The organism is Micromonospora sp. DT48, from assembly GCF_049844495.1.
Classification (GTDB): Bacteria; Actinomycetota; Actinomycetes; order Mycobacteriales; family Micromonosporaceae; genus Micromonospora.
This window is the reverse complement of sequence record NZ_JBNCLE010000018.1, coordinates 126,989-152,806: the sequence shown is the minus strand read 5'-3', so window position 1 is coordinate 152,806 and position 25,818 is coordinate 126,989. Positions and strand designations below refer to the sequence as shown.

General features: G+C 69.8%; 20 protein-coding genes. 15 read left to right on the top strand and 5 right to left on the bottom strand.

Going from position 1 to position 25,818, the window contains the following annotated elements; all coding sequences use genetic code 11:
* The 7 genes from ACLQ2S_RS21620 to ACLQ2S_RS21590 all read left to right on the top strand — a co-directional run.
* A partial coding sequence (locus tag ACLQ2S_RS21620) for a carbohydrate ABC transporter permease (RefSeq protein ID WP_425702503.1) occupies positions 1 to 956 on the top strand: 956 nt, incomplete at its 5' end.
* Positions 956 to 1,783, top strand: coding sequence for a carbohydrate ABC transporter permease (locus tag ACLQ2S_RS21615; RefSeq protein ID WP_155221654.1), 828 nt, complete (start codon positions 956 to 958; stop codon positions 1,781 to 1,783). The genes ACLQ2S_RS21620 and ACLQ2S_RS21615, both read left to right, overlap by 1 nt.
* 1 nt (position 1,784) lies before the next feature.
* Positions 1,785 to 3,008, top strand: coding sequence for a mandelate racemase/muconate lactonizing enzyme family protein (locus ACLQ2S_RS21610; RefSeq protein WP_155221653.1), 1,224 nt, complete (start codon positions 1,785 to 1,787; stop codon positions 3,006 to 3,008).
* A 55-nt stretch (positions 3,009 to 3,063) separates the two neighbouring features.
* A complete protein-coding gene (locus ACLQ2S_RS21605; RefSeq protein WP_155221652.1) occupies positions 3,064 to 4,089 on the top strand; it encodes a zinc-dependent alcohol dehydrogenase in 1,026 nt (341 codons plus the stop codon).
* Positions 4,086 to 4,847, top strand: a complete 762-nt coding sequence (gene kduD / locus ACLQ2S_RS21600) for a 2-dehydro-3-deoxy-D-gluconate 5-dehydrogenase KduD (RefSeq protein ID WP_309223809.1) — start codon at positions 4,086 to 4,088, stop codon at positions 4,845 to 4,847. The genes ACLQ2S_RS21605 and kduD overlap by 4 nt, the downstream gene beginning before the upstream one ends.
* On the top strand, positions 4,844 to 5,710 hold the full coding sequence (locus ACLQ2S_RS21595) for an amidohydrolase family protein (protein ID WP_155221650.1): 867 nt from the start codon (positions 4,844 to 4,846) through the stop codon (positions 5,708 to 5,710). The genes kduD and ACLQ2S_RS21595 overlap by 4 nt, the downstream gene beginning before the upstream one ends.
* A complete protein-coding gene (locus tag ACLQ2S_RS21590; protein WP_309223808.1) occupies positions 5,707 to 6,687 on the top strand; it encodes an aldo/keto reductase in 981 nt (326 codons plus the stop codon). Before ACLQ2S_RS21595 ends, ACLQ2S_RS21590 begins: the two co-directional genes overlap by 4 nt.
* 144 nt (positions 6,688 to 6,831) lie before the next feature.
* On the opposite strand, the gene ACLQ2S_RS21585 is transcribed toward ACLQ2S_RS21590, so the two are convergent.
* Positions 6,832 to 10,380 carry a ThuA domain-containing protein gene (locus tag ACLQ2S_RS21585; RefSeq protein WP_155221649.1) on the bottom strand — a complete coding sequence of 1,183 codons (3,549 nt, stop codon included), beginning with the start codon at positions 10,378 to 10,380 and terminating at the stop codon, positions 6,832 to 6,834.
* Positions 10,381 to 10,905: 525 nt separating this feature from the next.
* Between ACLQ2S_RS21585 and ACLQ2S_RS21580 the strand changes: the two genes are divergently transcribed.
* From ACLQ2S_RS21580 to ACLQ2S_RS21545, 8 genes are all read left to right on the top strand, one after another.
* Entirely contained in the window at positions 10,906 to 12,417 is a 1,512-nt protein-coding gene (locus ACLQ2S_RS21580; RefSeq protein WP_155221648.1) for a sugar ABC transporter ATP-binding protein, read from the top strand.
* The gene (locus tag ACLQ2S_RS21575; protein WP_309223807.1) at positions 12,414 to 13,427 is read left to right on the top strand and encodes an ABC transporter permease; all 1,014 of its coding nucleotides are present in this window, start codon (positions 12,414 to 12,416) and stop codon (positions 13,425 to 13,427) included. The genes ACLQ2S_RS21580 and ACLQ2S_RS21575 overlap by 4 nt, the downstream gene beginning before the upstream one ends.
* Before the next feature lies 1 nt (position 13,428).
* Complete coding sequence (locus ACLQ2S_RS21570; protein ID WP_425702497.1) at positions 13,429 to 14,412, top strand: ABC transporter permease; 984 nt, start codon at positions 13,429 to 13,431, stop codon at positions 14,410 to 14,412.
* Between the two features lie 13 nt (positions 14,413 to 14,425).
* Entirely contained in the window at positions 14,426 to 15,607 is a 1,182-nt protein-coding gene (locus ACLQ2S_RS21565; protein WP_309223806.1) for a substrate-binding domain-containing protein, read from the top strand.
* A gap of 34 nt (positions 15,608 to 15,641) precedes the next feature.
* Positions 15,642 to 16,466: a sugar phosphate isomerase/epimerase family protein gene (locus ACLQ2S_RS21560; protein WP_309223805.1), complete on the top strand. Its 825-nt coding sequence runs from the start codon at positions 15,642 to 15,644 to the stop codon at positions 16,464 to 16,466.
* Between the two features lie 169 nt (positions 16,467 to 16,635).
* The gene (locus ACLQ2S_RS21555) at positions 16,636 to 19,029 is read left to right on the top strand and encodes an RICIN domain-containing protein (protein ID WP_309223804.1); all 2,394 of its coding nucleotides are present in this window, start codon (positions 16,636 to 16,638) and stop codon (positions 19,027 to 19,029) included.
* Positions 19,030 to 19,351: 322 nt separating this feature from the next.
* Positions 19,352 to 20,944: a diguanylate cyclase gene (locus tag ACLQ2S_RS21550; RefSeq protein ID WP_425702494.1), complete on the top strand. Its 1,593-nt coding sequence runs from the start codon at positions 19,352 to 19,354 to the stop codon at positions 20,942 to 20,944.
* A gap of 13 nt (positions 20,945 to 20,957) precedes the next feature.
* The gene (locus ACLQ2S_RS21545; RefSeq protein WP_155221644.1) at positions 20,958 to 21,704 is read left to right on the top strand and encodes a YqjF family protein; all 747 of its coding nucleotides are present in this window, start codon (positions 20,958 to 20,960) and stop codon (positions 21,702 to 21,704) included.
* Here the strand turns inward: ACLQ2S_RS21545 and ACLQ2S_RS21540 are convergent.
* The 4 genes from ACLQ2S_RS21540 to ACLQ2S_RS21525 form a co-directional block, all read right to left on the bottom strand.
* Entirely contained in the window at positions 21,691 to 23,142 is a 1,452-nt protein-coding gene (locus tag ACLQ2S_RS21540) for a permease prefix domain 1-containing protein (protein ID WP_425702492.1), read from the bottom strand. The two genes, ACLQ2S_RS21545 and ACLQ2S_RS21540, sit on opposite strands and share 14 nt — an antisense overlap.
* On the bottom strand, positions 23,139 to 23,513 hold the full coding sequence (locus ACLQ2S_RS21535) for a PadR family transcriptional regulator (RefSeq protein WP_155221643.1): 375 nt from the start codon (positions 23,511 to 23,513) through the stop codon (positions 23,139 to 23,141). The genes ACLQ2S_RS21540 and ACLQ2S_RS21535 overlap by 4 nt, the downstream gene beginning before the upstream one ends.
* Positions 23,514 to 23,642: 129 nt before the next feature.
* Positions 23,643 to 25,103, bottom strand: coding sequence for a DEAD/DEAH box helicase (locus ACLQ2S_RS21530; protein WP_425702489.1), 1,461 nt, complete (start codon positions 25,101 to 25,103; stop codon positions 23,643 to 23,645).
* 162 nt (positions 25,104 to 25,265) lie between these two features.
* Positions 25,266 to 25,487 (bottom strand): hypothetical protein, encoded by a 222-nt coding sequence (locus ACLQ2S_RS21525; RefSeq protein WP_309223803.1) that lies wholly within the window; start codon positions 25,485 to 25,487, stop codon positions 25,266 to 25,268.
* Positions 25,488 to 25,818: the final 331 nt, after the last annotated feature.

The following is a 25,818-nucleotide window of genomic DNA, read 5'->3' as shown; positions in this document are numbered from 1 at the left end:
GCCCGGTGTCATCCGGGCGGACCGACGCCGACCCGGTGGCGGCCGAGGCCACCGGCCGCCACCGCGGCACCCGGCCACGGCGGTCGCGTGGCGGCGCGCGTGCCGAGCGCTTCGCCCCCTACGTCCTGGTCGCGCCCGCCATCCTGATCATCGTGGTGCTGCGGCTCTACCCGCTGCTGCTCGGCGTCAACTTCTCCTTCACCGGAGACGGGGAGCGCAACGGCACCGTCGTGGGCATCGACAACTACCTTGAGCTGCTCGACGACTCGCTGTTCCGCACCGCGCTGGGCAACGTCGGGTTGCTGGTGCTGTTGCTTCCGGTGGCGGTCGCCATCCCCGGGCTGCTCGCCACGTTCATCTACCTCCGGGTGCCCGGACACCGCTTCTACCGCAGCGTCTACTTCTTCCCGGCGGTGCTCTCACCGGTCATCGTCGGCGCGATCTTCAACCTGCTGCTCGCCTTCGACGGCCCGGTCAACGCGGTGCTCGGGGCGGTCGGCATCGGCCCGGTGGACTGGCTCGGGGATCCCGACGTCGCGATGTTCGTGGTGGTCGGCGTCCACATCTGGGCCACCTTCGGCATGGCGCTGGTGGTGTTCCTGGCCGGGTTCGCCACCCTGGACTCCGCCCTGTTGGACGCGGCCCGGGTGGACGGCGCGTCGCTGCTCCAGGTCATCCGGCACGTGATCATTCCGGGCCTGTCCCGCACCATCGCGTTCGTCGCCGTCACCACGATGGTCGGGATGCTGACCTCGATGTTCGGCCTGCTCTACGTGATGACCAGCGGCGGACCGGAGGGCTCCACCTACCTTCCGGAGTACTACATCTGGATCCAGCAGGGGCAGATGAATCGGCCCGCCCTCGCCTCGGCCGCGTCGACGGTGCTCTTCGTGATCATGCTCGTCGTGGGGCTGCTCCAGGTGAAGCTGCTCAGGCGGGCGGGAGGGGAGGACTGATGACCCGCGTACGACTGAGCCGGTGGCTGCTGGCCATCCCGATGACGCTGCTCGCGCTGGCGACGATCTATCCACTGCTGTTCACCGTCAACGTGGCGATGAAGACCCGGCGGGACTACATCCTCGACCGGTTCGCCCTGACCGACGCCCTCCGCTGGGACAACATCAGCACGGCGTGGAACAGCGTCGGCATGGACCGGTACTTCCTCAACTCGCTGATCGTGGTGACGTCGTCGGTCGTGCTGCTGCTGTTGCTCGGGTCGATGGCCGGTTTCGCCCTGAGCCAGCTTCGGTTCCGGGGTTCCTCGGCGCTGTTCCTGGGCTGCCTCGCGGGACTCTTCGTACCCTTCCAGGTGATCATGGTGCCGCTCGCCCGGATCATGGCCGACACCGCCCTCATCGACACGTATCCCGGGCTGGTTCTGGTCTTCGTGGCGCAGTTCCTGCCGTTCACCGTCTTCCTGATGACGAGTTACTACAAGACCATCCCGCGCGAGGTCATCGACGCGGCCCGGATCGACGGCAACAGCGTCTACGGCGTGTACCGCCGGATCATGCTGCCCCTGGGCACCCCGGCGCTGCTGTCGGTGGGCATCCTCAACGCACTGTTCTGCTGGAACGACGTCCTGATGTCGCTGGTGATGATGCCGTCGGCGGAGCACCGCACGCTCATGGTCGGCGTGACCTCGCTACGTGGGCAGTACTCCGACGACATTCCCACCTTCGCCTCAGGGGTGTTGATCGCCGCGATACCGGTCCTGGTGGTCTACCTCTTCCTCCAGCGCCAGATCGCCGACGGCGTCGCCGCCGGCTCCACGAAGGGCTGACATGCGCATCACCGGATATCGGACGCTCACCACGGTCCAGGAATGGGGGCGCCCGGTCGGCGACGCCAACGGCGTCTTCGCCGACGGGAAGGTCACCGTGCCGATCGTCGTCGTGGAGACCGACGAGGGGCTGTCGGGTGTGGGCATCGGTCCGCATGTCGAGATCGAGCGGATCTTCGCGGCCATCGAGGGTGAAGACCCCCGGGCGGTGACCACGCTCTACGACCGGATGCTGCGACACACCTTCAAGGCCGGTCACGCGGGGCCGGTGTTCGGCACCATCGGCGCGCTCGACACCGCGCTCTGGGACATCAAGGCGCAGGCGGTCGGCCAGCCGCTGTGGCGGTTGCTGGGCGGGCGCGACCGGCGGGTGCCGGCGTACGCCTCCGGCCTGGACATCGGCCTGACCGACGACGAGCTCATCTCGGCGTACACCCGCTACGCGGCACACGGGCTGCGCGCGGCCAAGCTCAAGGGCGGCCTCGACATCGAGCGGGACCGACGCCGACTCCACCTGGTCAAGGAGGTCCTGGCCGATGCGGGCCACGGGCTGCGTCCCGGTCTGATGCTCGACGTCAACGAGGCGTGGACCCGCAAGCAGGCCGTCCGGCACGTGTGCGAACTCGAACGCACCCTCGACCTGATCTGGATCGAGGAGCCGGTTCGGCGCTGGGACGCCGAAGGGCTCGCCGCCGTCGGCCGGGGAGTACGCGCCTCCGTCGCCACCGGGGAGAACCTCACCGGGCTTGAGCAGTACCGCCCGCTGATCGCCGCCGGTGCGGTCGACGTCGTCCAGACCTCCGCGGTCGGGGGAGTGACCCACTTCCTGCGGGTGTCCGCCCTGGCGCACGCCTACGACCTGCCGGTCAGCCCGATCGGCAACAGCCCGCTCGGGCTGCTGCACGCCGCCACCTCGGTGCCCAACCACCTGACCAGCGAGTTGCAGGACCTCTGGCCGCCGGTCGGTGTCACCGTCGACCTGCACGTCGAGGACGGGGCGTTCATCCTCGGCGACTCGCCCGGACTCGGCCTGCGGGTGGACGAGCAGCGGATCCAACCCCCACAGGCACCGACGGTCGACGGCCCGAACGTGCGGCCGGAGGAGGCCGGGCGGCGGCTGCTGGCGGCGACGGACGGCGTCGTACCGGCCACCGGCCTGCCGCTGGCTCGGGCCGCCGCACCGACGTGCAACAGCAATCAGGTGTCCCCGACCGGATGTCACTGACGCCACAGACGGTGGGCCGGCACGAGTCGCGTACGGCCGTTGATACGGAGGATCGATGAAGGCAGTGGTCTACCGGGGAGCGCGCAACCTCGGAGTCGAGGAGCGTGAGCCGACGGCACCCGGGCCCGGCGAGGTGCGGATCTCGGTGGCCTACACCGGGATCTGCGGCACCGACCTGCACATCTACCACGGGGACATGGACGCCCGGGTCGGTGCCGCCGCGATCATCGGGCACGAGATGTCAGGGCGGATCGCGGCGCTGGGGGAGGGCGTCACCGGCTGGTCCGTCGGCCAGCCGGTGACCGTGCTGCCCACCAGGTGGTGTGGGCGGTGTGCCGCCTGCCGGCGCGGCAACTCGCACATCTGTCACGCCATGAACTTCCTCGGCATCGACTCGCCCGGTGCCATGCAGTCCTCCTGGACGGTACCGGCGGAACTGGTCCTGCCGCTGCCGGAGGAGTTGCCGCTCGACCAGGGCGCACTCGTCGAACCGGTCGCCGTCGCCGTGCACGACGTGCGACGGGGACAGGTGGCCGCCGGTGACCACGTGGTCGTCGTCGGCGGTGGACCGATCGGGGTGCTGATCGGCACCGTGGCTCAGGGCCGGGGCGCTCGGGTGCTGCTCGTGGAGCCGGACGCCACGCGGCGGGCCGTGGCGGGCGACATCGGGATCGAGGCCGTCGACCCGACCGCGACCGACGTGGCGGCGCTGGTCGACGAGCGTACCGACGGTGCGGGCGCCGACGTGGCCTTCGAGGTCTCCGGCTCTGCGGCCGGTGTCGCCACCGCGGTCGGGGTGCTGACCGCCCGGGGGCGGCTGGTGATGGTGGCGATCCACCCCCGGCCGAGGGAGGTCGACCTGCACCGGTTCTTCTGGCGTGAGCTGGAACTGCTCGGCGCGCGTCTGTACCAGCGCGACGACATGGCGGAGGCGATCCGGTTGGTCGCCTCCGGCGCGATCCCGACCCGACAGCTGATCTCCCGGGTCGCGCCGCCCAGCGCGGCGACCGAGGCGTTCGCCGCGCTGGAGGGTGGCGGTGTCATGAAGGTGCTGCTGGACTGGCAGGAGGGCGACCGGTGACGAATCTGTTCGACCTGTCCGGACGGACCGCGGTGGTGACCGGTGCCCGACGCGGCATCGGGCTGGCCATGGCCGAGGCGTTGGCGCGCGCCGGTGCCGACGTGGTCGGGGTATCGGCGAACCTGGAACCGCAGGAGAGCGAGGTGGGCCGCCGGGTGCGTGCCGCCGGGCGACGGTTCACCGCGCTGCGCGCCGATCTGGCCGACCGGGCGGCCGTGCGTCGGCTGGCCGACGACCTGATCGCGCTCGGGCCGATCGACATCCTGGTCAACAACGGTGGCACGATCGCCCGCGCCCCGGCCGTCGACCACCCCGACGAGATCTGGGACCACGTCATCGAGGTGAACCTGAACAGCCAGTTCGTGCTGAGTCGGGAGATCGGGCGGACGATGGTCGACCGTGGCCACGGAAAGATCATCTTCACCGCGTCCCTGCTCAGCTTCCAGGGAGGCATCACGGTGCCCGGGTACGCCGCGTCGAAGTCGGGCGTGGCCGGGCTCACCAAGGCCCTGGCGAACGAGTGGGCCGCCCACGGGGTGAACGTCAACGCCATCGCCCCCGGCTACATCGCCACCGACAACACCCGAGCCCTGCGCGAGGACCCCGACCGCAACCAGGCGATCCTGGCCCGGATCCCGGCCGGTAGGTGGGGCGCCGCCGACGATCTCGGTGGGGCCACGGTCTTCCTCGCCTCGGCGGCCTCCGACTACGTCAACGGGATCGTGCTGCCCGTCGACGGGGGGTGGCTGGGCCGATGACCGAGCCGACGCCCCAGATCGTCGACGCGCACCACCACCTGTGGGTCCGGGCGCGGCATCCGCAGCCGTGGATCGACCCGGTGACCATGGCGGCCATCGACGCCGACTTCGAGGTCACCGACCTCGCCCCACTCGCCCGGTCGGCAGGGGTCACCAACACCGTCGTCGTGCAGTCCATCGCCTCGACGAGGGAAACCCTGGACCTGTTGCGTACCGCAGCCGACGACGTCCTGGTCGGCGGCGTCGTCGGCTGGGCCGACCTGACGGCCGCCGACGTCGCCGCCCGCCTCGACCGGCTGCGCTCGGCACCCGGCGGGCAGCGCCTGACCGGCATCCGTCATCTCGTCCAGAGCGAGCCGGACCCGGCGTACCTGGACCGACCCGACGTGCGCCGGGGCATCGCCGCGGTCGGCGACGCCGGACTGGTCTTCGACCTGCTGGTCCGGCAACACCAACTGCCCATGGCCGCCCGGTTGGCGCACGACCTGCCCCAGGTGCGGTTCGTCCTCGACCACCTCGGCAAGCCCGCGCTGGGCACCCCGGAGTTCGACCACTGGCGGCGGGACCTGCGGGCCCTCGCCGCAGCGCCCAACACGGTGGCCAAGGTGTCCGGCCTGACGACCGAGGTGCCCCGGTCGCCGTGGACGGTGGACGATCTCCGACCTGCCGTCGACCACGCGCTCGACGTGTTCGGGCCGGACCGGCTGATGTTCGGCTCGGACTGGCCGGTGTCCCTGCTCGCCACCTCGTACCCACGCTGGATCGAGGCGGTCGCGCAGTTGCTGGGTGACCTCGACCCCACCGAGCAGGCGGCGATCTGGGCGGGCACCGCGCGGCGTTGCTATCGACTGGAGGCGTCGTGAACAGGCACGTACTGCCCCGTCGTACGGCGGTGAGCCTGACCGAGTTGGGCTTCGGCGCGGCCCAGGGCGGCAACCTGTACCGGGTGACCACGGACGACGAGTTCGTCGCCGCCGTCGACACCGCCTGGGCGGCGGGCGTGCGGTACTACGACACCGCGCCGCACTACGGCCTCGGGTTGTCCGAGCGTCGCCTGGGCGATGCGCTGCGGAGCAGACCACGCGACGAGTACGTGGTGTCGACGAAGGTGGGCCGGCTGCTGGTGCCGTCACCGGCCGACGCACACCTGCGCGACCCGGAGGGCTTCGACGTGCCCGCGAGCCACCGCCGGGTCTGGGACTTCAGCCGCGACGGGGTACGGCGTTCCATCGAGGCCAGTCTGGCCCGCACCGGCCTGGACCGGATCGACATCGTCTACCTGCACGACCCCGACGACCACTGGGAGCAGGCCGCCGGGGAGGCGGTGCCGGCCCTGGTCGAGTTGCGTGACCAGGGCGTGGTGGGTGCGATCGGCGCCGGCATGAACCAGTCCGCGATGCTCGCGCGGTTCGTCCGGGAGACCGATGTCGACGTGGTGATGTGCGCCGGTCGGTACACCCTGCTCGAACAGGGGGCGGCCGAGGACCTGTTGCCGCTCGCGCAGCGCAGCGGGGTGGGTGTGGTGATCGCGGGCGTCTACAACTCCGGACTGTTGTCGCGGGAGCGCCCCCCGGCCGACGCGCTCTACAACTACCAGCAGGCGCCGCCGGAGCTGATCGAGCGGGCGCGGCGGATCGCCGAGGTCTGCGAACGGTACGGCGTCACCCTGCCGCAGGCGGCGCTCGCCTTCGTCCGCCGGCACCCGGCCGTGGTCTCGACGGTGGTCGGTGTCCGCGACGGCGGACAGGCGGCGCAGACCGTACGGCGTTCGGCCGTGGCGGTCCCCGACGAACTCTGGGAAGCACTCGCCACCGCCGGGCTGCTCGCCGCGCCGGTGTAGGTCGTCTTGCTCGGGCACCGCCCTGGCGGGGCGGGTACGAGTCCGTACCCGCCCCGCCAGGAGCCGGTCAGGTGCCCGGTCGGGACCGGCTCCGGTGTCGAAGGCCGGTCCCGACGGGAGGTGACGGTCGTGGTGCGCGCCCGGTCAGGCCAGGCTGAACCGCCACTGCTGGTTGCTGCCGCTGTGGCAGTTCCACTGCAACAGACGGGCACCGTCGGTGGTGGCACCGCCGTTGACGTCGACGCAGAGCCCGCTCAACGTGCTCTTCATCGTGTAGACCCCGCTGGTCCCGGTGGACGTCACGGTGAACTTCTGTTGGTTGCTGTTGTTGCAGGTGGCCTGCTGGAGGAAGGCACCGGCGCTGGTGGAGCCGCCGGTGATCTCCGCGCACTTGCCGCTGTGGACGGCCCGCAGGTAGACGGCACCGCCCCCGGCGTCGACCGCCTGCCACTTCTGGTTGTTGCCGCCGGTGGCCGCCCACTGGTGGATCTGGGCGCCGTCGGCGGTGGACACCCCGTTGACGTCCATCAGCTTGTTGCTGTGTTGGGCGGTGATCGTCCACGTCCGGCCGGCTATCCCGCCACCGCTGTCACCGACTCCCACGCCCGGACCACCGAAGGTGTGCGAGTCGAGGTCGAACCAGTTGTTGGCACTGCCCTTGAACACCAGGTACAGGGTGTGGGTGCCGGCCAAGGGGGTGACGCTGACCGGCGGTGTCGACTGGTAGTTGTCCCATCCGCCGGTGCTCGGCACCGGGGTGGTGGCCAGCAGCGTTCCGGTCGGCGATCCGGCCCGCAGCTCGATCGAGCCGCCGCCGGAGGGCGACGACAGCCGGTAACTCACGCTGGTGATGCCGGACAGGCTCATCGGCGTGAAGGCGATCCAGTCGTTGTTGGAGATGTCACCGATGCGCTTGCCGCTCTCCGCGCCGGCCTGGTCGATGATCCGGGTGCCCGACTGGCTGCTGTAGTACTCGGCCTGCTTGTGCTTGGGCTGGAGGATCACCTGGGCACGCCCGGTGAGTGGTGCGGCGCCGCCCGCGCCACCGTTGTCGGTGTACCGCGCGTTGAGCACGTAGAACAGGTTCGCGCCGTCCGGGTGTCCGCCGAGCAGGTCGGTGGGGATCGTTCCGGAACAGCCGGCGTAGTCCGTGGTCTCGTGCGCGTGGTCGTCATGCCCCAGGGCGGGGTTGAGGAAGACCTTGGAACAGTCGATCGTCCCGCCGTCCGGGTCGGTGACGCTGATCTGGTAGGAGACCCGGTCGCCGAAGGTGAGCATGCCACCGTTGGCCGGTGTGGTGATGGTGACCACCGGTGCGGTGTTGCCGACGGTGATCTGCACGTTGGCGAAGCCGGACTTGCCCGAGCTGTCGGTCACCTTCAACTGGGCCGTGTAGTTGCCGTTGTTGGTGTAGACCTTCGACGGGTTGGCCGCCGTCGAGGTGGTGCCATCGCCGAACGTCCACAGGTAGCTGATCGTGTCGCCGGGGTCGGGATCCATCGATCCGGCGCTGGAGAACTGCACGGTCAGCGGGGCGCTGCCGTTGGTGGGCGTGCCGCTGGCCTTGGCGATCGGGGTCCGGCCACCCTGCACGTAGTCGATCCGGTAGAGGCCGGAGTCACTGTTGCCGCCACCGAAGTTGGTGCCCCACTCCAGCAGGTAGAGCGAGCCGTCCGGGCCGAATTCGAGGTCCATCGGGCTGTTGAACCTGGTGTTCGGCAGGAACGGGTTGGTGCGGGTGACCGCGGTGGCCGAGTCGAAGTGCACCTCCTTGATGTAGTCGCGCGACCACTCGTAGAAGAAGTGGACACCGTCGTAGTACGGCGGGAACTTCGTCGCGGACGGGTTCGAGGCGTCGTAGCGGTAGACCGGCCCACCCATCGGCGCGGAGCCACCCGAGCCCAGCTCGGGGAAGGTCTGCGAGCTGGGGTAGCCGTACCACAGGTTGGGTGCGACGACCGGCTGAAGGTTGGTCAGCCCGGTGTTGTTGGGCGAGTTGTTGACCGGAGCGGAGCAGTTGAACTTCGCGCCGACCACGCCGGTGTCCGGGTTGTAGGGCGCGTACGGCTGGTTGTTGCCGTGGCAGAACGGCCAGCCGTAGTTGCCCGGTGCCTTGATCACGTTGAGTTCGACGAGGCCCTCGGGGCCCCGGTTGGTGGTCGGTGGGTTCCGGTCGGGCCCGTAGTCGGCCAGGTAGACCCAACCGTTGGCCGGGTCGATCGAGAAGCGGAACGGGTTGCGGAAGCCCATCGCGTAGATCTCCGGCCGGGTCTGCGCCGTCCCCTGCGGGTAGAGGTTGCCCGACGGGATGCTGTAGCCGCCGTTGGCGGAGGGCCGGATGCGCAGCAGCTTCCCGCGCAGGTCGTTGGTGTTGCCCGCGGTACGCGCCGCGTCGAGCATGTGCTTGCCCGGACGCCAGTCCAGCGGGGCGTAGCCCTGCCAGTTGGGGTCGAGGTTCGGCGGAACGTCGTCACCGGTGCCGATGTAGAGGTTGCCGTCCGGCCCGAAGGCGATGTACCCGCCGGTGTGGCCGGGCTCGGGGTAGGTACGGTCCCGGTACGCCGGGATGTCGATGATGGTGACCCCGCTGGACATGTTCAACGTGTCGCCGTTGAGCGTGTAGCGGGACACCCGGTTGACGTCGGTCGAACTGCTGGCCGGCGAGTGGTACAGGTAGACGTACCCGTTGGTGGCGAAGTTCGGGTCGAGCGCCACGCCGGTGAGTCCGTCCTCGCCTCCGGTGTAGACACTGAGCGTGCCGGCGGTGACCGTGCTGTTGGTGCTCGGCTTGAAGATCTTGACCTGACCGCCACGCTGTACGTAGATCACCCGGCCGTCGGGGGCCACCGCGAGCGCCATCGGGTCGACGGTGTTGCTGTCGAGGGTCCGCTTCTCGAAGTTGCCCCAGACGGTGCCGCCGCAGTCACCCGGCTCGTTGCCGGCGGCCCACTTCACGCCGCCGAGGACGTGGTTGCGGAAGTGGGTCTCGCTGTAGGACTCGCTCGCGTGTCCCATGGCCGTGGCCCAGACCCGGCCACCGCCGGTGTTACGGCACCAGGAGATCGGATGGTCGGGGCCCATCGCCCGGGAGCCCGGGTTGTACGTGCGTTCGTCGGCGGTGACCAGGACGTGCACCTCACCGCGCGGGTTCTTGTCGAAGTTGTACCACTCCTCGCTGCGGTTCCATCGGTCCGGCAGGCCGGCCGTCGACGGGTGCTTCTTGTCGGCGACGATGGCGGTGCCGGGCAGGACGCCGGGGGAGTGCTCCGGCATGTGGGCACCCGCGTTGATGGTCTGGTCCCACCACGGGTACTCGCCCTCGATGCCCATGTCGGTGGCGTTGTGGATGGCCACGATGCCCTTGCCGCTGGCGAGGTAGCCCTCCACCGCCTGGCGTTGGCTGGCCGACGTCCACACCATGCCGGACGTCTGGAACATGATCAACACATCGAAGGTGGCGAGATTGGCTGCCGTGAAGACACTGGAGTCCTCACTGTGCACCAGCTCGAAGTTGTTGGCCGCAGCCTGCTGCTGGAACATCGAGACCCCGGCCGGGATCGAGTCGTGCCGGTAGCCGGTGGTCTTGGTGAACAACAGGGCGCGGAAGGCCGGAGCAGCCGATGCCGGCTGGACCAGCGCGATCGCCAGTACCAGACCGGTGATCAGTCCGATGATGGCTGTTTTTCGACGCATGCCGTCTCCTCGTCGGGGCGGAGCAAACAGGGGCGCTACCACGAGTCAGGTCACCCCCCGGGGCGCGTCCGCCGACGCCCGCCGGGATGGCGGGCGGGTGCGGTTGTCGCACGGGCTCGGCGTACCGGAGCGGCGCCGCCGGCCGTTACGCAGAGTCACGTTCGGGTGGAGCCCGGCTCCTGGTGGCAAGGAGCCTAGATAGATAGGGACATGTACATAAATGAATGTTAACGCAAACATGTAGGCGGGAATGATCAATGGCACGTGCGTTCCCCAGTGGACCTGACCCGGCGTCGTTGCCTGCCATCGGCCCGGCCGGGAGTCCGGGAAGATCGGGGATTGCGCACCTATCCCCGAGCATCTATCTTCATACGTGCGATGTTTCGGTTGTGTCAAGCGAAAGTTTGAGCACGACAACAGGAAGCATCGCTTGCGATATCTAAAGCCAGGCGACCGGTCGGTCGGAAGTGGATTCTGAGGTGGCGCATCGATGCCCTTGGCGATTACTACCAGTAAGGAATCCTGATGTCGGATCGGCCGCAGACGCCACTGCTCGCCCTGCGCGGCATCAGCAAGTCCTTCTTCGGGGTGCGCGTCCTCGACGGGGTTGATCTCGACGTCGCCCCCGGTGAGGTGCACGCCGTGGTGGGGGAGAACGGTGCCGGCAAGTCCACCCTGATGAAGATCATCTCAGGTGGGCACGCCCCGGACGGCGGTGTCATCGAGTTCGCGGGACTACCACGCGTGTTCGGTGGCCCACGAGAGGCGCAGCGGGCCGGCATCGGCATCATCCACCAGGAGTTCAACCTCCTGCCGGAACGCACCGTCGCGGAGAACGTGTTCCTGGGGCACGAGCCGAGGCGGCGCGGTCTGGTCGACCGGCGACGGATGCTCAGCCGCACCCGGGAGCTGTTGGCCACCATCGGCGAGACGGCACTGCCTGCCGACGCGGTGGTGGGCCGCCTCGGAGTCGCCCAGCAACAGGTGGTGGAGATCGCCAAGGCGCTCGCCCTCGACGCGCGACTGCTCATCATGGACGAGCCCACCGCCGCCCTGGCCGACCACGAGGTCGAACTGCTCTACGGGCTGGTGCGGCGGCTGCAACAACAGGGCATCGGCCTGCTGTACGTCTCGCACCGGCTGACCGAGGTCTTCGACCTGTCCGACCGGATCACGGTCCTCAAGGACGGACGCCGGGTGCGGACGATGCCCACCGCCGAGGCCACGGCGGAGGATCTGGTACGCCAGATGGTCGGTCGGGAGTTGTCCAGTTACTACCCCGACCGGGCCGCCCCCGAGGACGTCGGAGCGGTCCGGCTCACCGTGCGCGGCGGCGGGAACCGCAAACTACGCGACATCGACCTGGACCTGCGCGCGGGTGAGGTGCTGGGCGTCGGTGGCCTTCAGGGCTCCGGACGGTCGGCACTGGCCCGCGCGTTGTTCGGGGTCGAGCCGTTCACCACCGGTCTGGTCACGATCGACGGTAAGCCGGCCCGGCTGCGCTCACCGCGTGCGGCGACGCGGGCCGGCGTCGCGTACGTCACCGAGGACCGCAAGGGCGAGGGCATCGTGGGCCGACAGTCGGTGCTCGACAACGCGCTGCTCGCCAGCCGGGCGGTCCTCCCGCTCCGCTCGGGCCGCGCCGCGCGCACCGTACGCGTGCGTGAGCTGCTTGCCACCGTCGAGGTCCGGGCCGCCGGTGACCACCAGGAGATCCGGTTTCTGTCCGGCGGCAACCAACAGAAGGTGGTGTTGGCCAGGTGGCTCGCACTGGACCCGTTGATCCTGCTCTTCGACGAGCCCACCCGGGGGATCGACGTGGGCGCGAAGTCGGCGATCCACGATCTCGTCCGTCGGCTCGCCCGGTCGGGCGCGGCGGTACTGATGATCTCGTCCGAGTTGCCGGAACTGCTCGGCATGAGTGACCGGATGCTCGTCATGCGCGACGGCCGGATCGCCGGTGAGCTGTCCGCCGGTGCCACCGAGGAGGACGTGGTGGCCCTGGCCGTCGGCACGGTACGCGGGGCGGCGGCGTGAGTGGGCGCGGCGGACGGGCCATCGGATTCGGCGGCCTGAGTACCGCGTCACTGCGGTCGGCTCGGCCGCCCGTGCCGGGCGTGTTCGTGGCGTTGGCCATCACCTTGGCGGTCGGCTGGCTGATCGTCATGATCGACGGCGGTCAGCTGTTCAACCAGGCGACGACGGTGAGCCTGCTGCACGTCGCCGCCGGGCTGGGCCTCGTCGCGGTCGGCCAGACCCTGGTCATCCTCGGTGGTTCACTCGACCTGTCGGTCGCCTACGTGATCAGTCTGAGCACCCTCGTGGCGGCCGAGACGATGAACGGCAGTGACGGCGCACTGCTACCGGCGGTCGGCCTCGCGCTCACCGTCAGCGCCGCTGTCGGGCTGCTCAACGGGCTGCTCGTCACCCGGCTGCGGATCAACGCCTTCATCGCCACCCTCGGCGTCGGGCTGCTGCTCAAGGGCTACCTCGACAACGGCTACGACGGGCCCGCCGGCAGCACCTCCCCGACGCTCGTGCAGACCCTCGGCTACCAGCGCATCGGTCCCGTCCCGCTGTCCTTCCTGCTGCTGGTCGCGGTGACCGGGGCGTGCTGGTTCGCGCTAACGCGGACCCGGTTCGGCCACCACCTGGTCGCCGTCGGGGGCGACCCGGAAGTCGCCCGGCTCTCCGGCGTGCGCAACGAGCGGGTCCTGGTCGTGGCCCACGTGCTCTGCTCACTCTGCGCCGGCCTGGCCGGGATCTACCTGGCCAGTCGGCTCGGTTCGGGCGCCCCACGGGTGGGCACCGAGGGCCTCTACGACCTGGAGTCGATCGCGGCGGTGGTCATCGGTGGCACCGCTCTCGCCGGTGGCCGGGGCGGGGTCATCGGCACCCTCGGCGGTGTCCTGCTGCTCGCCAGCATCGACGCCATCTTCAACCAGCTCGAAGTGGACGCCTTCTTCAAGCAGGTGATCCGGGGAGCCATCATCATCGCCGCCGTGGCCGTCTACGCCCGCCGGAGCATGCGAAAGGCGGCGATCTGAGATGCGACTCGTCCAGCGTCGCCCGCTGCCGTCCCGGCTCGCCCGGGTACGCTCCGGTGGCCTCCTGCCCCTGATCGCGATACTCGCGGTGCTGTTGGTGCTGATCACCGTCCGGCAGCCCGACTTCATGGCGCCGCCCTCACTGATGTCGTTCCTCGGCCGATCAGCACCGCTCATCCTGCTCGCCGCCGGTCAGTACTTCGTGATCGTCTCCGGCGAGTTCGACCTGTCGGTCGGCTCCCTGGTCACCGCGCAGGTCGTGGTCGCCGCGCGGCTCATCGACAGCGACCCGTCCCGGACCTGGCCGGTGGTGCTGGTGCTGCTCGCCGGTGGGCTGCTCGTCGGGCTGGTCAACGGATTGATCACGACGCGACTGCGGGTGCCCTCGTTCATCACCACCCTCGGCATGTTCCTGATCCTGGTGGGGGCGGTCTACCTCTGGTCCAACGGCGCACCCAAGGGCGGGCTCTCCGAGGAGTTCCGCCGGTTCGGTCGGCGCGCGTTCGAGGACGTGCCAGGGCTCGGGCGCATCCCGTACGCCCTGGTGATCCTGCTGCTCCTCGCGACCCTCGCCGTGCTGTTGATGCGCTCCGACTTCGGTCGGGTCCTGGTCGCCGTGGGGGACAACCCGCGTACCGCGGAGCTGAGCGGCGCCCGGGTGCACCGGACCCGGACGATCGCCTTCATGCTGAGCGGCCTCGCCGCCGCGGTCGCGGCGATCCTGATCGGCGGCTACAGCGGAGTGTCCTTCCAAGCCGGTGCCGGGCTGGAGTTCGGCGCCATCACCGCGGTCGTCCTCGGCGGCGTCGCCCTGGGCGGCGGACGGGGCTCGGTCGTCGGGGCGATGCTCGGCGCGCTGACCCTCGAACTGCTGTTCACGCTCATGAACTTCTACGGCGTCTCCGGCGCGCTCAGACCAACGGTCCAGGGCGCCATCATCCTGTTCGCCGTGGCGGTTTCGACCCGACGTTCCACGTCGAGATAAGGAGATTCTGTCAGTGAAACGAGGCATGGCGGCCACGGCCGCGCTCATCCTGTTGTCCCTTGCCGCCTGCGCCACCGACGAGCCCGCCGCGACCCCGTCGGACTCCTCCTCCGCGCCCGCCGCCGGCACCGGGGAACAGTCGAAGTTCTTCGTCCAGGCCGACTACGACAACGAACTCGCGCTGCTCGACGCCGCGCCGACCGGCCCCGCCGACAAGCCGTGGGAGCAGGTGCTCAACCCGAAGATGGTCGACACCGCCAAGTTCAAGAAGGCGGGCCCGCACAAGATCTGCTTCTCGAACGCGGCGCTGAACAACCCGTGGCGACAGGTCGGCTTCAAGACCATGCAGGCCGAGGTCGAGGCCCAGGGCGACCGGATCAAGGAGTTCGTGCACGTCGACGCCGAGGGCAAGGACCAGAAGCAGATCGCCGACATCAACGACCTGCTCGGGAAGGGCTGCGACGCGCTCATCGTCTCGCCGAACACCACCGCCACGCTCACCCCCGCGGTCGAGGCGGCCTGCAAGGCTGACCTGCCGGTCGTCGTCTTCGACCGTGGCGTCGACACCGACTGCCCGGTGACCTTCATCAACCCGATCGGTGGGTACGGGTTCGGTCACGTCGGCGCGGAGTTCGTCAGCCAGCGGATGAAGCCCGGCGGGAAGGTCCTCGCGCTGCGTATCCTGCCCGGCGTCGACGTGCTGGAGACCCGCTGGTCCGCCGCGAAGGTGGTGTTCGACAAGGCGCAGGTCGACGTCGTCGGGGTGGAGTTCACCGACGGTGACCCGGCCAAGACCAAGAAGATCGTCAACGACTACATCCAGCGGCACGGCACCATCGACGGCGTCTGGATGGACGCGGGTGCGGTCGCCGTCGCGGCGGTGGAGGCGTTCCAGGACGCCGGTCAGCCGGTACCTCCGATCAACGGCGAGGACCAGCTCGACTTCCTGAAGCTGTGGAAGGACGAGGGTCTCACCGCGATCGCGCCCACGTATCCGACCTACCAGTGGCGTACGCCGATCATCGCGGCGCTGCGGATCCTCGACGGCCAGCAGGTGTCGGCCCCGTGGAAGCTGCCGCAGCCGACGATCACCCAGGAGAACCTGGACAGCTACCTCGACCCGGAGATGCCGCCGCTGCACTACGCCATGTGCGGCTGCACCGACCTGCCGGGTTACCCCCAGCGCTGGAAGTAGGTGCTCGTTGCGTGCCGTCGGTGTCAATCCCTGGGTGTGGACCTCACCGGTCGACGACCGGGCGCTGACCACTGTGATCCCACGGATCGCGGCGCTCGGTTTCGACGCGGTCGAGCTGCCGATCGAACAGCCGGGTGACTGGGATCCGTACCGGGTCCGGGACCTGCTCGCCAGGTACGGCCTGGCCGCTGCCGGCGTCTGCGCGGTCACCCCACCCGGGCGGGAACTCGTCAACGCGGAACCCGCCGTGGTGCAGGCCACGGTGGCGTACCTGGACAGTTGCGTGGACAGTGCGGCGATCATCGGTGCGCCGTGCGTCGGTGGGCCGGTCTACGCGTCGGTGGGCCGGACCTGGCGGATGACGCCGGCGGAACGCGCCGCCTGTTACGTGGACTTCCGTCGGGCGCTGGCCCCGGTCGCGGAGCGGGCCGGCGAGCGGGGGGTCTCCATCGGTGTGGAGGCGCTCAACCGCTACGAGACGAGTGTGGTCAACACGCTCGAACAGACCGTGGAGATGATAGACGGTCTGCCGTCGAACGTCGGCATCATGATCGACACGTACCACATGAACATCGAGGAGGCGAACCCGTACGCGGCGCTGGCCGCCGTGGGTCCGTACATCAAGCACGTCCAGGTCAGCGGCACCAACCGGGGAGCGCCCGGGTCGGACCACCTGGACTGGCCCCGGTTCCTCGCCGCCCTGGCCGCGACCGGTTACTGGGGCGCGATCTGTATCGAGTCGTTCACCCCGGAGAACGCGACGATCGCGACCGCCGCCTCGATCTGGCGTCCGCTCGCCCCGTCTCCGGATCGGCTCGCGGGAGACGGGCTGGCCTATCTCCGCAGCATCCTGGGCTGATCCGCGCCGCCGCCCTCGCGGTGATCTCCGGTCGACGGGGTCACCGCGAGGGCGGTTCACGGTTTCGGGGACCAGATGGCGGTCGATCCTTGCGAAGACATCATTCGTATGATGAACTGCCGTCCAATTGGCACCCACCACACCGCACCGCCCAGGTAAGGAGACCCCCGTGTCCGTACCTCCGACCCCCACCGCACCCCGACGGGTGCTGGCCGTGGCCACGGCCGTGGCGTTGACCGCCGTGGCCACCGTGGCCGCTGTCACCACCGCCGCCGCCCCCGCCCTCGCCGCGACCACCACCCTCTACGCCTCCCCCTCCGGTGGCGGCAGCAACTGCACCGCCGCCCAACCGTGTTCCCTGACCACAGCGCAGTCCGTCGTCCGGTCGATGAACGCTTCGATGTCGGGCGACATCGTCGTGCAGCTGGCCGACGGCGTGTACCGGCTCTCGTCGCCGCTACGGTTCACCGCCGCCGACTCCGGCACGAACGGCTACCACGTGATCTGGCAGGCGGCACCGTCGGCCCGTCCGGTGATCAGCGGCGCGCGGGCGGTCACCGGCTGGACGCAGGTGGACGCCGGCCGCAACATCTGGCGGGCCAACGTCGGTGCCGGAACCGACACCCGCCAGCTCTACGTCAACGGTGCGCTCGCCACCCGCGCCCGCACCCAGGTCAACCGCGCGGACTTCACTGCGGACAGCACCGGCATGCGGTTCACCACCAGCGCACTGAGCTACCTCAACAACCTGGCCAACCAGAGCCGGATCCAGATGGAGAGCGTCAACTCGTTCACCGACCGGTACGTCTCGGTGCAGAGCATCAGCGGCAACCTCATCCGGATGCAGCAGCCCGGCTGGAGCAACAACAACTTCGGCTACGACACCTTCACCAGCCCGCACCGGGCCGGACCGCTCTACCTGACCAACGCCTACGAGTTCCTGGACTCGCCGGGGGAGTGGTACCTCGACTCGGGTAGTGGCGCACTGTTCTACATCCCGCTCGCCGGGCAGAACATGAACAGCGTCAGCGTGGAACTGCCGACGCAGCAGTCCCTGGTCAACCTCGGCGGGACCTACGCCGCACCGGCCCACCACATCAGGTTCACCGGGATCACCTTCACCGGCACCACCTGGCTGGGCGCCAGCAGCAACCAGGGCTACGTGGACCAGCAGACCGGCGCGTACATCTACGGCAACTGGAGCTGGCCCGCCTTCAACTCCTGCCACAACGGCTGCCCGCAGTTCGAGGCCACCCGGCCGAACTGGCAGCAGATGCCCGCCGCCGTGCAGATCTCGGCCGCCAACAACATCACCTTCAGCGATTCCCAGTTCGTCAACCTGGGACAGACCGCGATCGGGATCGGCAACGACGCCAACGCCCACGCCAGCGGGGTGGGCCTGGGAGCCAGCGACATCACCATCACCCGCTCCGAGATCGCCCGCAACGCCGCCGGTGGCATCGTCGTCGGTGGCGTACGCGCCGACGCCCACCACCCCAGCGACCAGCGGATGGTGAACCGTGACATCACCATCAGCAACAATCGGCTGCACGACCTCGGGATCGAGTACCGCGGCATCGTCTCGGTGCTCACCACCTACGTCACCAACGCCACCGTCTCGTACAACGAGGTCTACAACATGCCGTACACCGGCATGTCCCTCGGTTACGGCTGGGGTGCCAACGACGCGGGCGGCAGCGACCACTACGCCGGCCGGGGCCTGTACAACTACCAGCCGCGTTACACCACCCCCACCACCGCCAGCAACAACCGGCTGATCGGCAACTACGTGCACGACGTGATGCAGCAGATGAACGACGGCGGCTGCATCTACACTCTGTCGGCGAACCCGGGTGGCCTGATCAGCGACAATTACTGCCTGCGGACCAACGGCCACTTCGGTCTCTACTTCGACGAGGGATCCCGCTACTACACCGCCCGCACCAACGTCTTCTCGTCCACCGGTACCTGGGCGACCGCCAACTACTGGTACGCCGAGAACATGGGCAACTTCACCGTCACCAACAACTGGTCGACCAACGGCAGCACCAACGTGACCAACGGCGACCGGGGCAACGTGGTGTCCGGCAACGTGACGGTGACCAACGGGAACTGGCCCTCGGGTGCCCAGGCCGTGATGGCCGGTGCCGGTCCCCAGGGCGGCGACGGTCAGCAGAACGTGCAGATCGTCGGCGCACAGTCCGGTCGGTGCGTGGACGTCGAGGGCGCGAGCACCGCCAACGGGGCACAGGTCAAGCTCTGGGACTGCCACGGCGGGACGAACCAGCGATGGACCTACACCGCCAGCCGGCAACTGATGGTGTACGGCAACAAGTGCCTCGACGCCTCCGGTCAGGGCACCAGCAACGGCACGCTGGCGATCATCTGGGACTGCAACGGTCAGGTCAACCAGCAGTGGAACGTCAACTCCAACGGCACCATCACCGGCGTACAGTCCGGGCTGTGCCTCGACGCCAGCGGCTACGGCACCACCAACGGCACGGTGATCCATCTGTGGACCTGCCACGGCGGCACCAACCAACAGTGGAACCTGCGTAACTGACCCCATCGGTGGGTGGGGTCGGTACGCCGACTCCACCCACCGCGCTCCGCCGGCTGACGAGTTCCATCAACTGTAAAGGTGATACACGCCTAGACCTGGGCGGGGCTGCGGTCGGCTCGCTCCTCGGCGGCCTGATCGCCGGCGTCTGGGGCCTGACGGCACCGTTCTGGTTCGCCGGAGTGACGATGGCCCTCGTCGCCCTCGTCGCCCTCGTCGCGTGGCGACCGCTGGCGCAGGGTCCAGACTGGTCGAAGGCGCCTGAAGAGGGCTGACTACCGTAACATCGGGCTGTTCTTCCCTGGGCGGGTGCGGAGGAGACCGCATGGACGATGTGACCCTCCGAGCCCTCCGGCTGCTGGAGGAGGCGCAGGCCGGCAGCGCGGCCCAGGTGCTGGCGGAGGCGGTTGCGGCGCTGCGGGAACCGACCGGGGAACTACGCGACGGCCCGGCGGCGATGCATTTCGTCCGCGTGGTGGCCCTGACCCGGCTCGGGGACCTGCGCGCCGCGATCGCCGCCGCCGAACTGATGCTGGTCGCCGCCGAGCGGGAGCACAGCGCCGGGTGGCGTTCCTGCGCGCTGTCGCTGCGGGCCGACCGGCGGTTGCGCCTCGGCGATCAGGACATCGCCGAGTACGACATCGAGGCCGTGCTGCGGGATCTCGTCCGGGCGGAGACGGCGCTGTTGGCCGGGGAACCCGATCCGGTCATCGAGGGCAACGCCCGCACCGGGCTGGCCATCGGTTACGCGAAGCTGCGGCTCTACGAGCTGGCGGCGCCACAGTTCCAGGCGGCGTACGAGACGACCTGCCGGCCCGGGTACCCGGACAACGGCAACCGGGCGATGTGGCTGTGCAACCTGGCGGAACTCAACCTCATGTGGGCGCTGGAGCTGTACCAGGTGGGCCAGGTCGCCGAGGCGGAGAAACACACCACGGCTGCCGAGGAGCACGCGGTGCGGGCGGTCACCGAGTCCTCCGGGCCCAAGGCGGAGGTCTGGCGGCTCTCCGCGTCGCTGTTCGCGGCGTGCGCCCGCGCCGACCGTCAGGACCCGGCCGGTGCGGCCGAGGACATCCCCCGGTACCTCGCGTTGTTGCAGGCGCACGGCGTCGAAGAGCGGCACCAGGAGCAACTGCTGTGTCGGCCGTTCCACGCCGTCGCGCTCAGCCGGTCCGGGCGACCGGGCGAGGCGTTGCGCGTCATCGAGGAGGCGGTGGCCGAACTGTCACCCGACCACGACTGGCTGATCACTGCGGCGCTGCACCGTACGCACGCGGTGCTGCTCGCCAAGGACGGGGTACGCGACGCGCTGCCGGGCCTGACCTACGGTGACGCGCTCGCGGAGCTGCTGTGGCGTCAGCGGCACCGGTGGCTGCACGCGGCGGTGACGATGCAGTCGTACGACACGCTGCGGTGGCAACACGAGCGGGCCGAACGGGCGGCGCGGATCGACCCGCTCACCGGGGTGGCCAACCGGCGTGGCCTGGACACCTTCCTGGAGAACCTGGCCTCTGCCACGGAGACCGCGACCGATCCGGTGGCGGTGCTGATGGTGGACGTGGACCGGTTCAAGGCCGTCAACGACTCGTTGGGGCACGCCACCGGCGACGACGTGCTGCGGGCGGTGGCGCAGGTGATCGAGACCAGCGTCCGGCGGGACGACTTCGTGGCCCGGCTGGGCGGTGACGAGTTCGTCGCGATCCTGCCGGGCGCGGATCTGAGCGCCGCCGAGCAGGTCGCCCACCGGGCGGTCGACGCGGTGGCCGGATTGACGGCGTGGTCGGTGACGGTCAGCGTCGGAGTGGCCAGCGGTTCCGCGTACACCGTCGGGGAGACGCTCGGGACGGCGGACCGCGCGATGTACGCGGCGAAGCGGTCCGGCGGAAACCGGGTGAGCAGCCGCCAGACTGGTACCTGACCAGGAGCGACACATGGACATCGAGCCGGTCGACGCCGCGCCGACGCGCGGATTCGGCCGCGTGGTGCTTCGGCAGCGTTGGGACGATCTGGTCTTCCTGCACTGGCCGGTCGAGCCGGAGCGGGTCGCACCGCTGCTGCCCGTCGGCACCCGCCCCGACACGCTCGACGGGCTGACCTATGTCGGGCTGATCGGCTTCCGGATGGTCGGTCTGGGGCTCGGAATCGGTCCCGGCGTGCCGTACTTCGGCAGCTTCTGGGAGACCAACGTCCGGTTGTACTCGGTGGACGGCGCCGGCCGTCGGGCTGTGGTGTTCCGTTCGCTCGACGCGTCCCGGCTGGTGCCGGTGCTGGTCGCCCGGGCGACCCTGCGGCTGCCGTACATGTGGTCGTCGATGGGGTTGGCCCGCGACGGCGACCGGCTCAGCTATCGCTGCCGGCGCCGCTGGCCCGGCCCGACCGGCGCGACGAGCCGGATCGAGGTCCGGGTCGACGACCCGATCGCCGAGCCGACGCCGCTGGAGCATTTCGTCACCGCGCGGTGGGCCCTGCACACCCGGGCGTACGGGCGTACCCTGCACCTGCCGAACTGGCACCCTCGCTGGCCGCTGCACCGCGCGGAGCTGCTCGCCCTGGACGACGAACTGGTGACCGCCGCCGGGCTGCCGCCGCCGGACGGACCACCGACCAGCGTGCTCTACTCGCCGGGGGTGCCGGTCGTCTTCGGCCCGCCCCGGGCGACGGCCGTCAGAGGTGACTGAACAGCGGGGGAAAGAGCAGCACCACGACCCAGGCCCATCCGGCGTATACCGGTAGGTAGCCGGTCTGCCAGCGTTCCAGGGCCGCGAACGGGGCGCGACGGCGGACGAATCCCAGCATCAGCCACGCCGACCAGGCGAGATTGGCCAGCAGGATGACGTTCTCGCCGAGCGCCGCCGCCTTGTTCGGGGTGGTGCCGTACTCGGTGATCCGTTCGGTGATCGCCCACAGCACCAGCACGTCGATGACGAGCGCGCTGACCACGAGGGCGAGTTGCAGCCGGTCGAACAGACCGGGCGGGGCGAGCGGGTCGCGGGCCGAGATCGAGTAGAGCAGCAGGCCCAGCACGACGACCAGCAGCAGGTCGAACAGGATCAGCGCCTCCCGTTCGACGTCGATGCCGGTGGTGGTCCAGACGACGGCGACCAGGAAGGCCAGCAACGCGGCGGTGAACAGCGGCGTGAACAGCCGGGTGAGTACCGGGGCGATGTTCTCCACGACGCTCTGTTTGGCCTCGACGAGCCAGCCCGCCACCACCACCGCGGCCACCACGCCGCAGGGCAGCAACCACTGGGAGACGAAGCCTTCCGGGTCGATCCCGATGGCTTCGAAGGTGCCGACCGTGAAGGCGGTCAACACGCCGCCGCCGAGGGCGATGAGGACGAAGTAGACGAAGCATTCGCCGGTGAAGCGGATGAAGTCCATGCGTCGTCGCGACGAGTGCGGGTCGTCGGCCACGTACGCCAGGCCGACCACGAACCACAGGGCGATGGGCAGGTGGATGGTGGTCAGCACCAGCGACTGGGAGTCGTCGGCGAGCGGGTAGGCGTTGGCGGCCACCGCGCCGAGCACGAACAGCGCCACCAGCACCGCGATCAGCGCCGTACCGGCCCGCCGCCGCCAGGCCAGGTACGCGGCCAGCCAGGGCAGTGCGAACAACGAGAAGTTGGGTGCGTAGAAGGCGGCATCCTGCTGGAAACCGAAGCCGAACAGCTCGGGCACCTTGATCGACACGGCCGCGCCGACGGCGCAGATGATCATCGCGATCAGGTCGCGTCGGGACTGGTCGGCCGTTGCCGGGTCATCGCCGCCGCCGGTCAGCACCAGTTGCTTCCACAACCGCTCCGAGTGTTCCCGGGCGAACTCGCGGGACAGCTCGTCCAGGCCGCCCAGCCGCTTGACGGCCACCAGGAACGCCTCGTCGGGACGCAGCCCGGCGGCGACGAGTTCGTCGACCGAGCCGCGCAGATGGTCCTCCAGCTCCTCGGTGTCGGAGCGCTGCAACTCGGGGCGACGTCGTACGTAGTGGCGCCACTGGTCGAACTGGGCCTCCAAGGCGTCCGGTTCGGCGGACCCCGGGCCGGACGGGCCGTGCCGGGTGGTCGTGTCCTGCTGGTCGGGCGACGCCGTCGTGCCGTCCGGGCCGCCGGGCGTGGTCATGCCAGACCTCCGAGCGGAGTCGCCGAGGAACGCCGGACGTCGCCGGGGTCGACCCAGATCGCCTTGAGGGCGCTCACCACGGTGTCCCACTGGCGCTGCTGCTCGGCGAGTTCCGCGAGGCCGCTGCTGGTGATCCGGTAGTACTTGCGTCGCCGCTCGCCGGGGACCGACTGCCAGCTCGACTCCACATGGCCGAGCCGTTCGAGCCGGTGCAACAGGGGATAGAGCAGGCCCTCGGTCCAGTCCAACTCGCCGCCGGACAGTTCGTTGATCCGTCTGAGGATCGCGTAACCGTAGCTCTCACCGTCGGCCAGGATGCCCAGCACCATCGGCGTCGCCGAGGCGGCGACGAGATCCTTGGTGACCTTCATCGGACCGTCCACAAATACCTAGAACTGTGAGGCATAGTAGTTCTAGGTATTCGGTGGGCGCAAGGAAATGCCCGCCGGCGCCTGCCGGCGGGCATTCGGATGATGGTCGTCTCCGGGCGGCCCCGTCGCTCAGCGGCCGTTGCCGCGTCGGCCCGGCCGGGCTCGTGAGGAGAAGGCCGCCGCGCCGGACCGGCCCGCACCGGAGCGCACCGAGGCGGCCGGAGCGGACCGCCCCGAGGTGCTCTGCGCCGATCGCGCCGAGGCGGCCGGGGCGGAGCGCGCCGAAGCGGTCTGGGTCGGCTTACCGCCGCGTCGACCCCGGCCGGTGGAGGCGGGGGGCGCCTCCAGTCGGCCGGTCGTCTGCCGGACGGCCGGCACGACCTCCAGCGTCCGCTCTCCCGGGGCGAGTTCACGCAACAGCGCATCCCCGGGGCGCAAACGGGTGGTGGTCGCCGCGATGCCTGCCTTGCGGGTCAACTCCCGCACCTCGGGCGCCTGTGTGTCGGTCATCAGGGTGACCACGGTCCCGGCCGCACCGGCTCGGGCGGTACGCCCCGAACGGTGCAGGTACGCCTTGTGCTCGACAGGTGGGTCGGCGTGCACGACGAGGGCCACGTCGTCGACGTGGATGCCCCGAGCCGCGATGTCGGTGGCGACCAGTGTCCGCACCGAACCGTCGGAGAACGCCTTGAGGTTTCTGGTGCGCGCGCCCTGGGCCAGGTTGCCGTGCAACTCCACGGCGGCCACCCCGGCCGCGATCAGCCGACGGGTGAGGGTCTTGGCGCCCCGCTTGGTGCGGGTGAACACCACCGTCCTACCCGGCGCGGCGGCCAGGTCCACCAGCACCGCGAAGCGGTCCTCGGCCTGCACGTGCAGGACGTGGTGGGCCATCGCGGTGACCGGGGACAGGGTCGAGTCGACGCTGTGCACCACCGGATCGGTGAGGAACCGCCGGACCAGCACGTCGACGCCGGAGTCGAGGGTGGCGGAGAAGAGCAGCCGCTGCCCGCCGCGCGGGGTCAGCTCCAGCAGTCGGCGTACGGTCGGCAGGAACCCGAGGTCGGCCATGTGGTCGGCCTCGTCGAGCACGCTGATCTCGACGGCGTCCAGGTGGGCGTGCCCGGCCTGCACGTGGTCGGCGAGCCGACCCGGGCAGGCCACCAGGATGTCGACCCCGGCGCGCAGGCCGGTGATCTGCGGCCGGGCGGCGACGCCGCCGAAGACGGTCATGGTGCGCAGCGAGAGGGCTTGGGCCAGCGGCGCCATCGCGGCGTCGATCTGGGAGGCCAACTCGCGGGTGGGCGCGAGGATGAGCGCCCGGGGGCGGCCGGGTCGGCGCGGCCTGCCGGTCGCGGCCAGGCGGGTGAGCACTGCCAGCACGAAGGCGTACGTCTTACCCGAACCGGTGCGGCCCCGGCCGAGCACGTCTCGACCGGCCAGCGCGTCGGGCAGGGTGGCGGCCTGGATGGGGAACGGCCGCTCCACCCCGGCGGCGGCCAACGGGCGGGTCAGCGCCTCGGGCACGCCCAGCTCGGCGAAGGTCGGCAGGGTGGTCGAATTGGTCTGTTGCTGCGGGCGGCGTGCCGCCATGAAGGCTCCGAACGTCGAAGGGGACGCCCCACCGGCGCGGCGGTGCCGGCCGTGGCCCGGCTCGTGGAAGGCGCGGGCGTGGAACATCGAATCGGACCCGCGGTCAGGCGGGTCACGCACCGCCAGCCTACCCGACCGCGGTGAAAGGATGCGTGGCGAGCGTCAGGAGGGCACCACGACGCGCCAGCGGCTCTGGCCGCCCATCCACGCTCCGGCCAGGATCTCGGCCGACTTACGGCCGGGGCAGGGGTAGATCTTCGAGCGGCCGGTGCCGCCGCCGGCCCGGGCCTCGACCTCCCACGATTCGCCGTCGGTACGGATGTAGACGTCGCGCCGTCCGCGCGGGGTGTGGTCGCCGTTCCACCAGTGACGCTCAACTCTCACCTGCTGACCGTATAGCACCAGGTCCGCCAGGGAAATGTTTGATGATCTTGCAGGGGTGGCTGCCACGCAGGGTGTTCGTCACCTTAGCCGAGCGTGGTCGAATTTGGTCACCCGGGAGGGCGGGTGGTTCGCCGGCCGAGAGTGGGATTGGTGGGTTCCCACAAAATCCGTTGTCCGGAGGTGGCAGTTCCCACGTTTCATTACTAGCCGGTAGCCGCGAAGGTTGGGTGAGCGGGACCCCCTTGTCCAAGGGAGGTCCCTCCTGTCAGGGACGAATCTTCCGGAGGCCTGCTCGGTGTTCAGCCGCATCGCCATCGTCAACCGAGGAGAA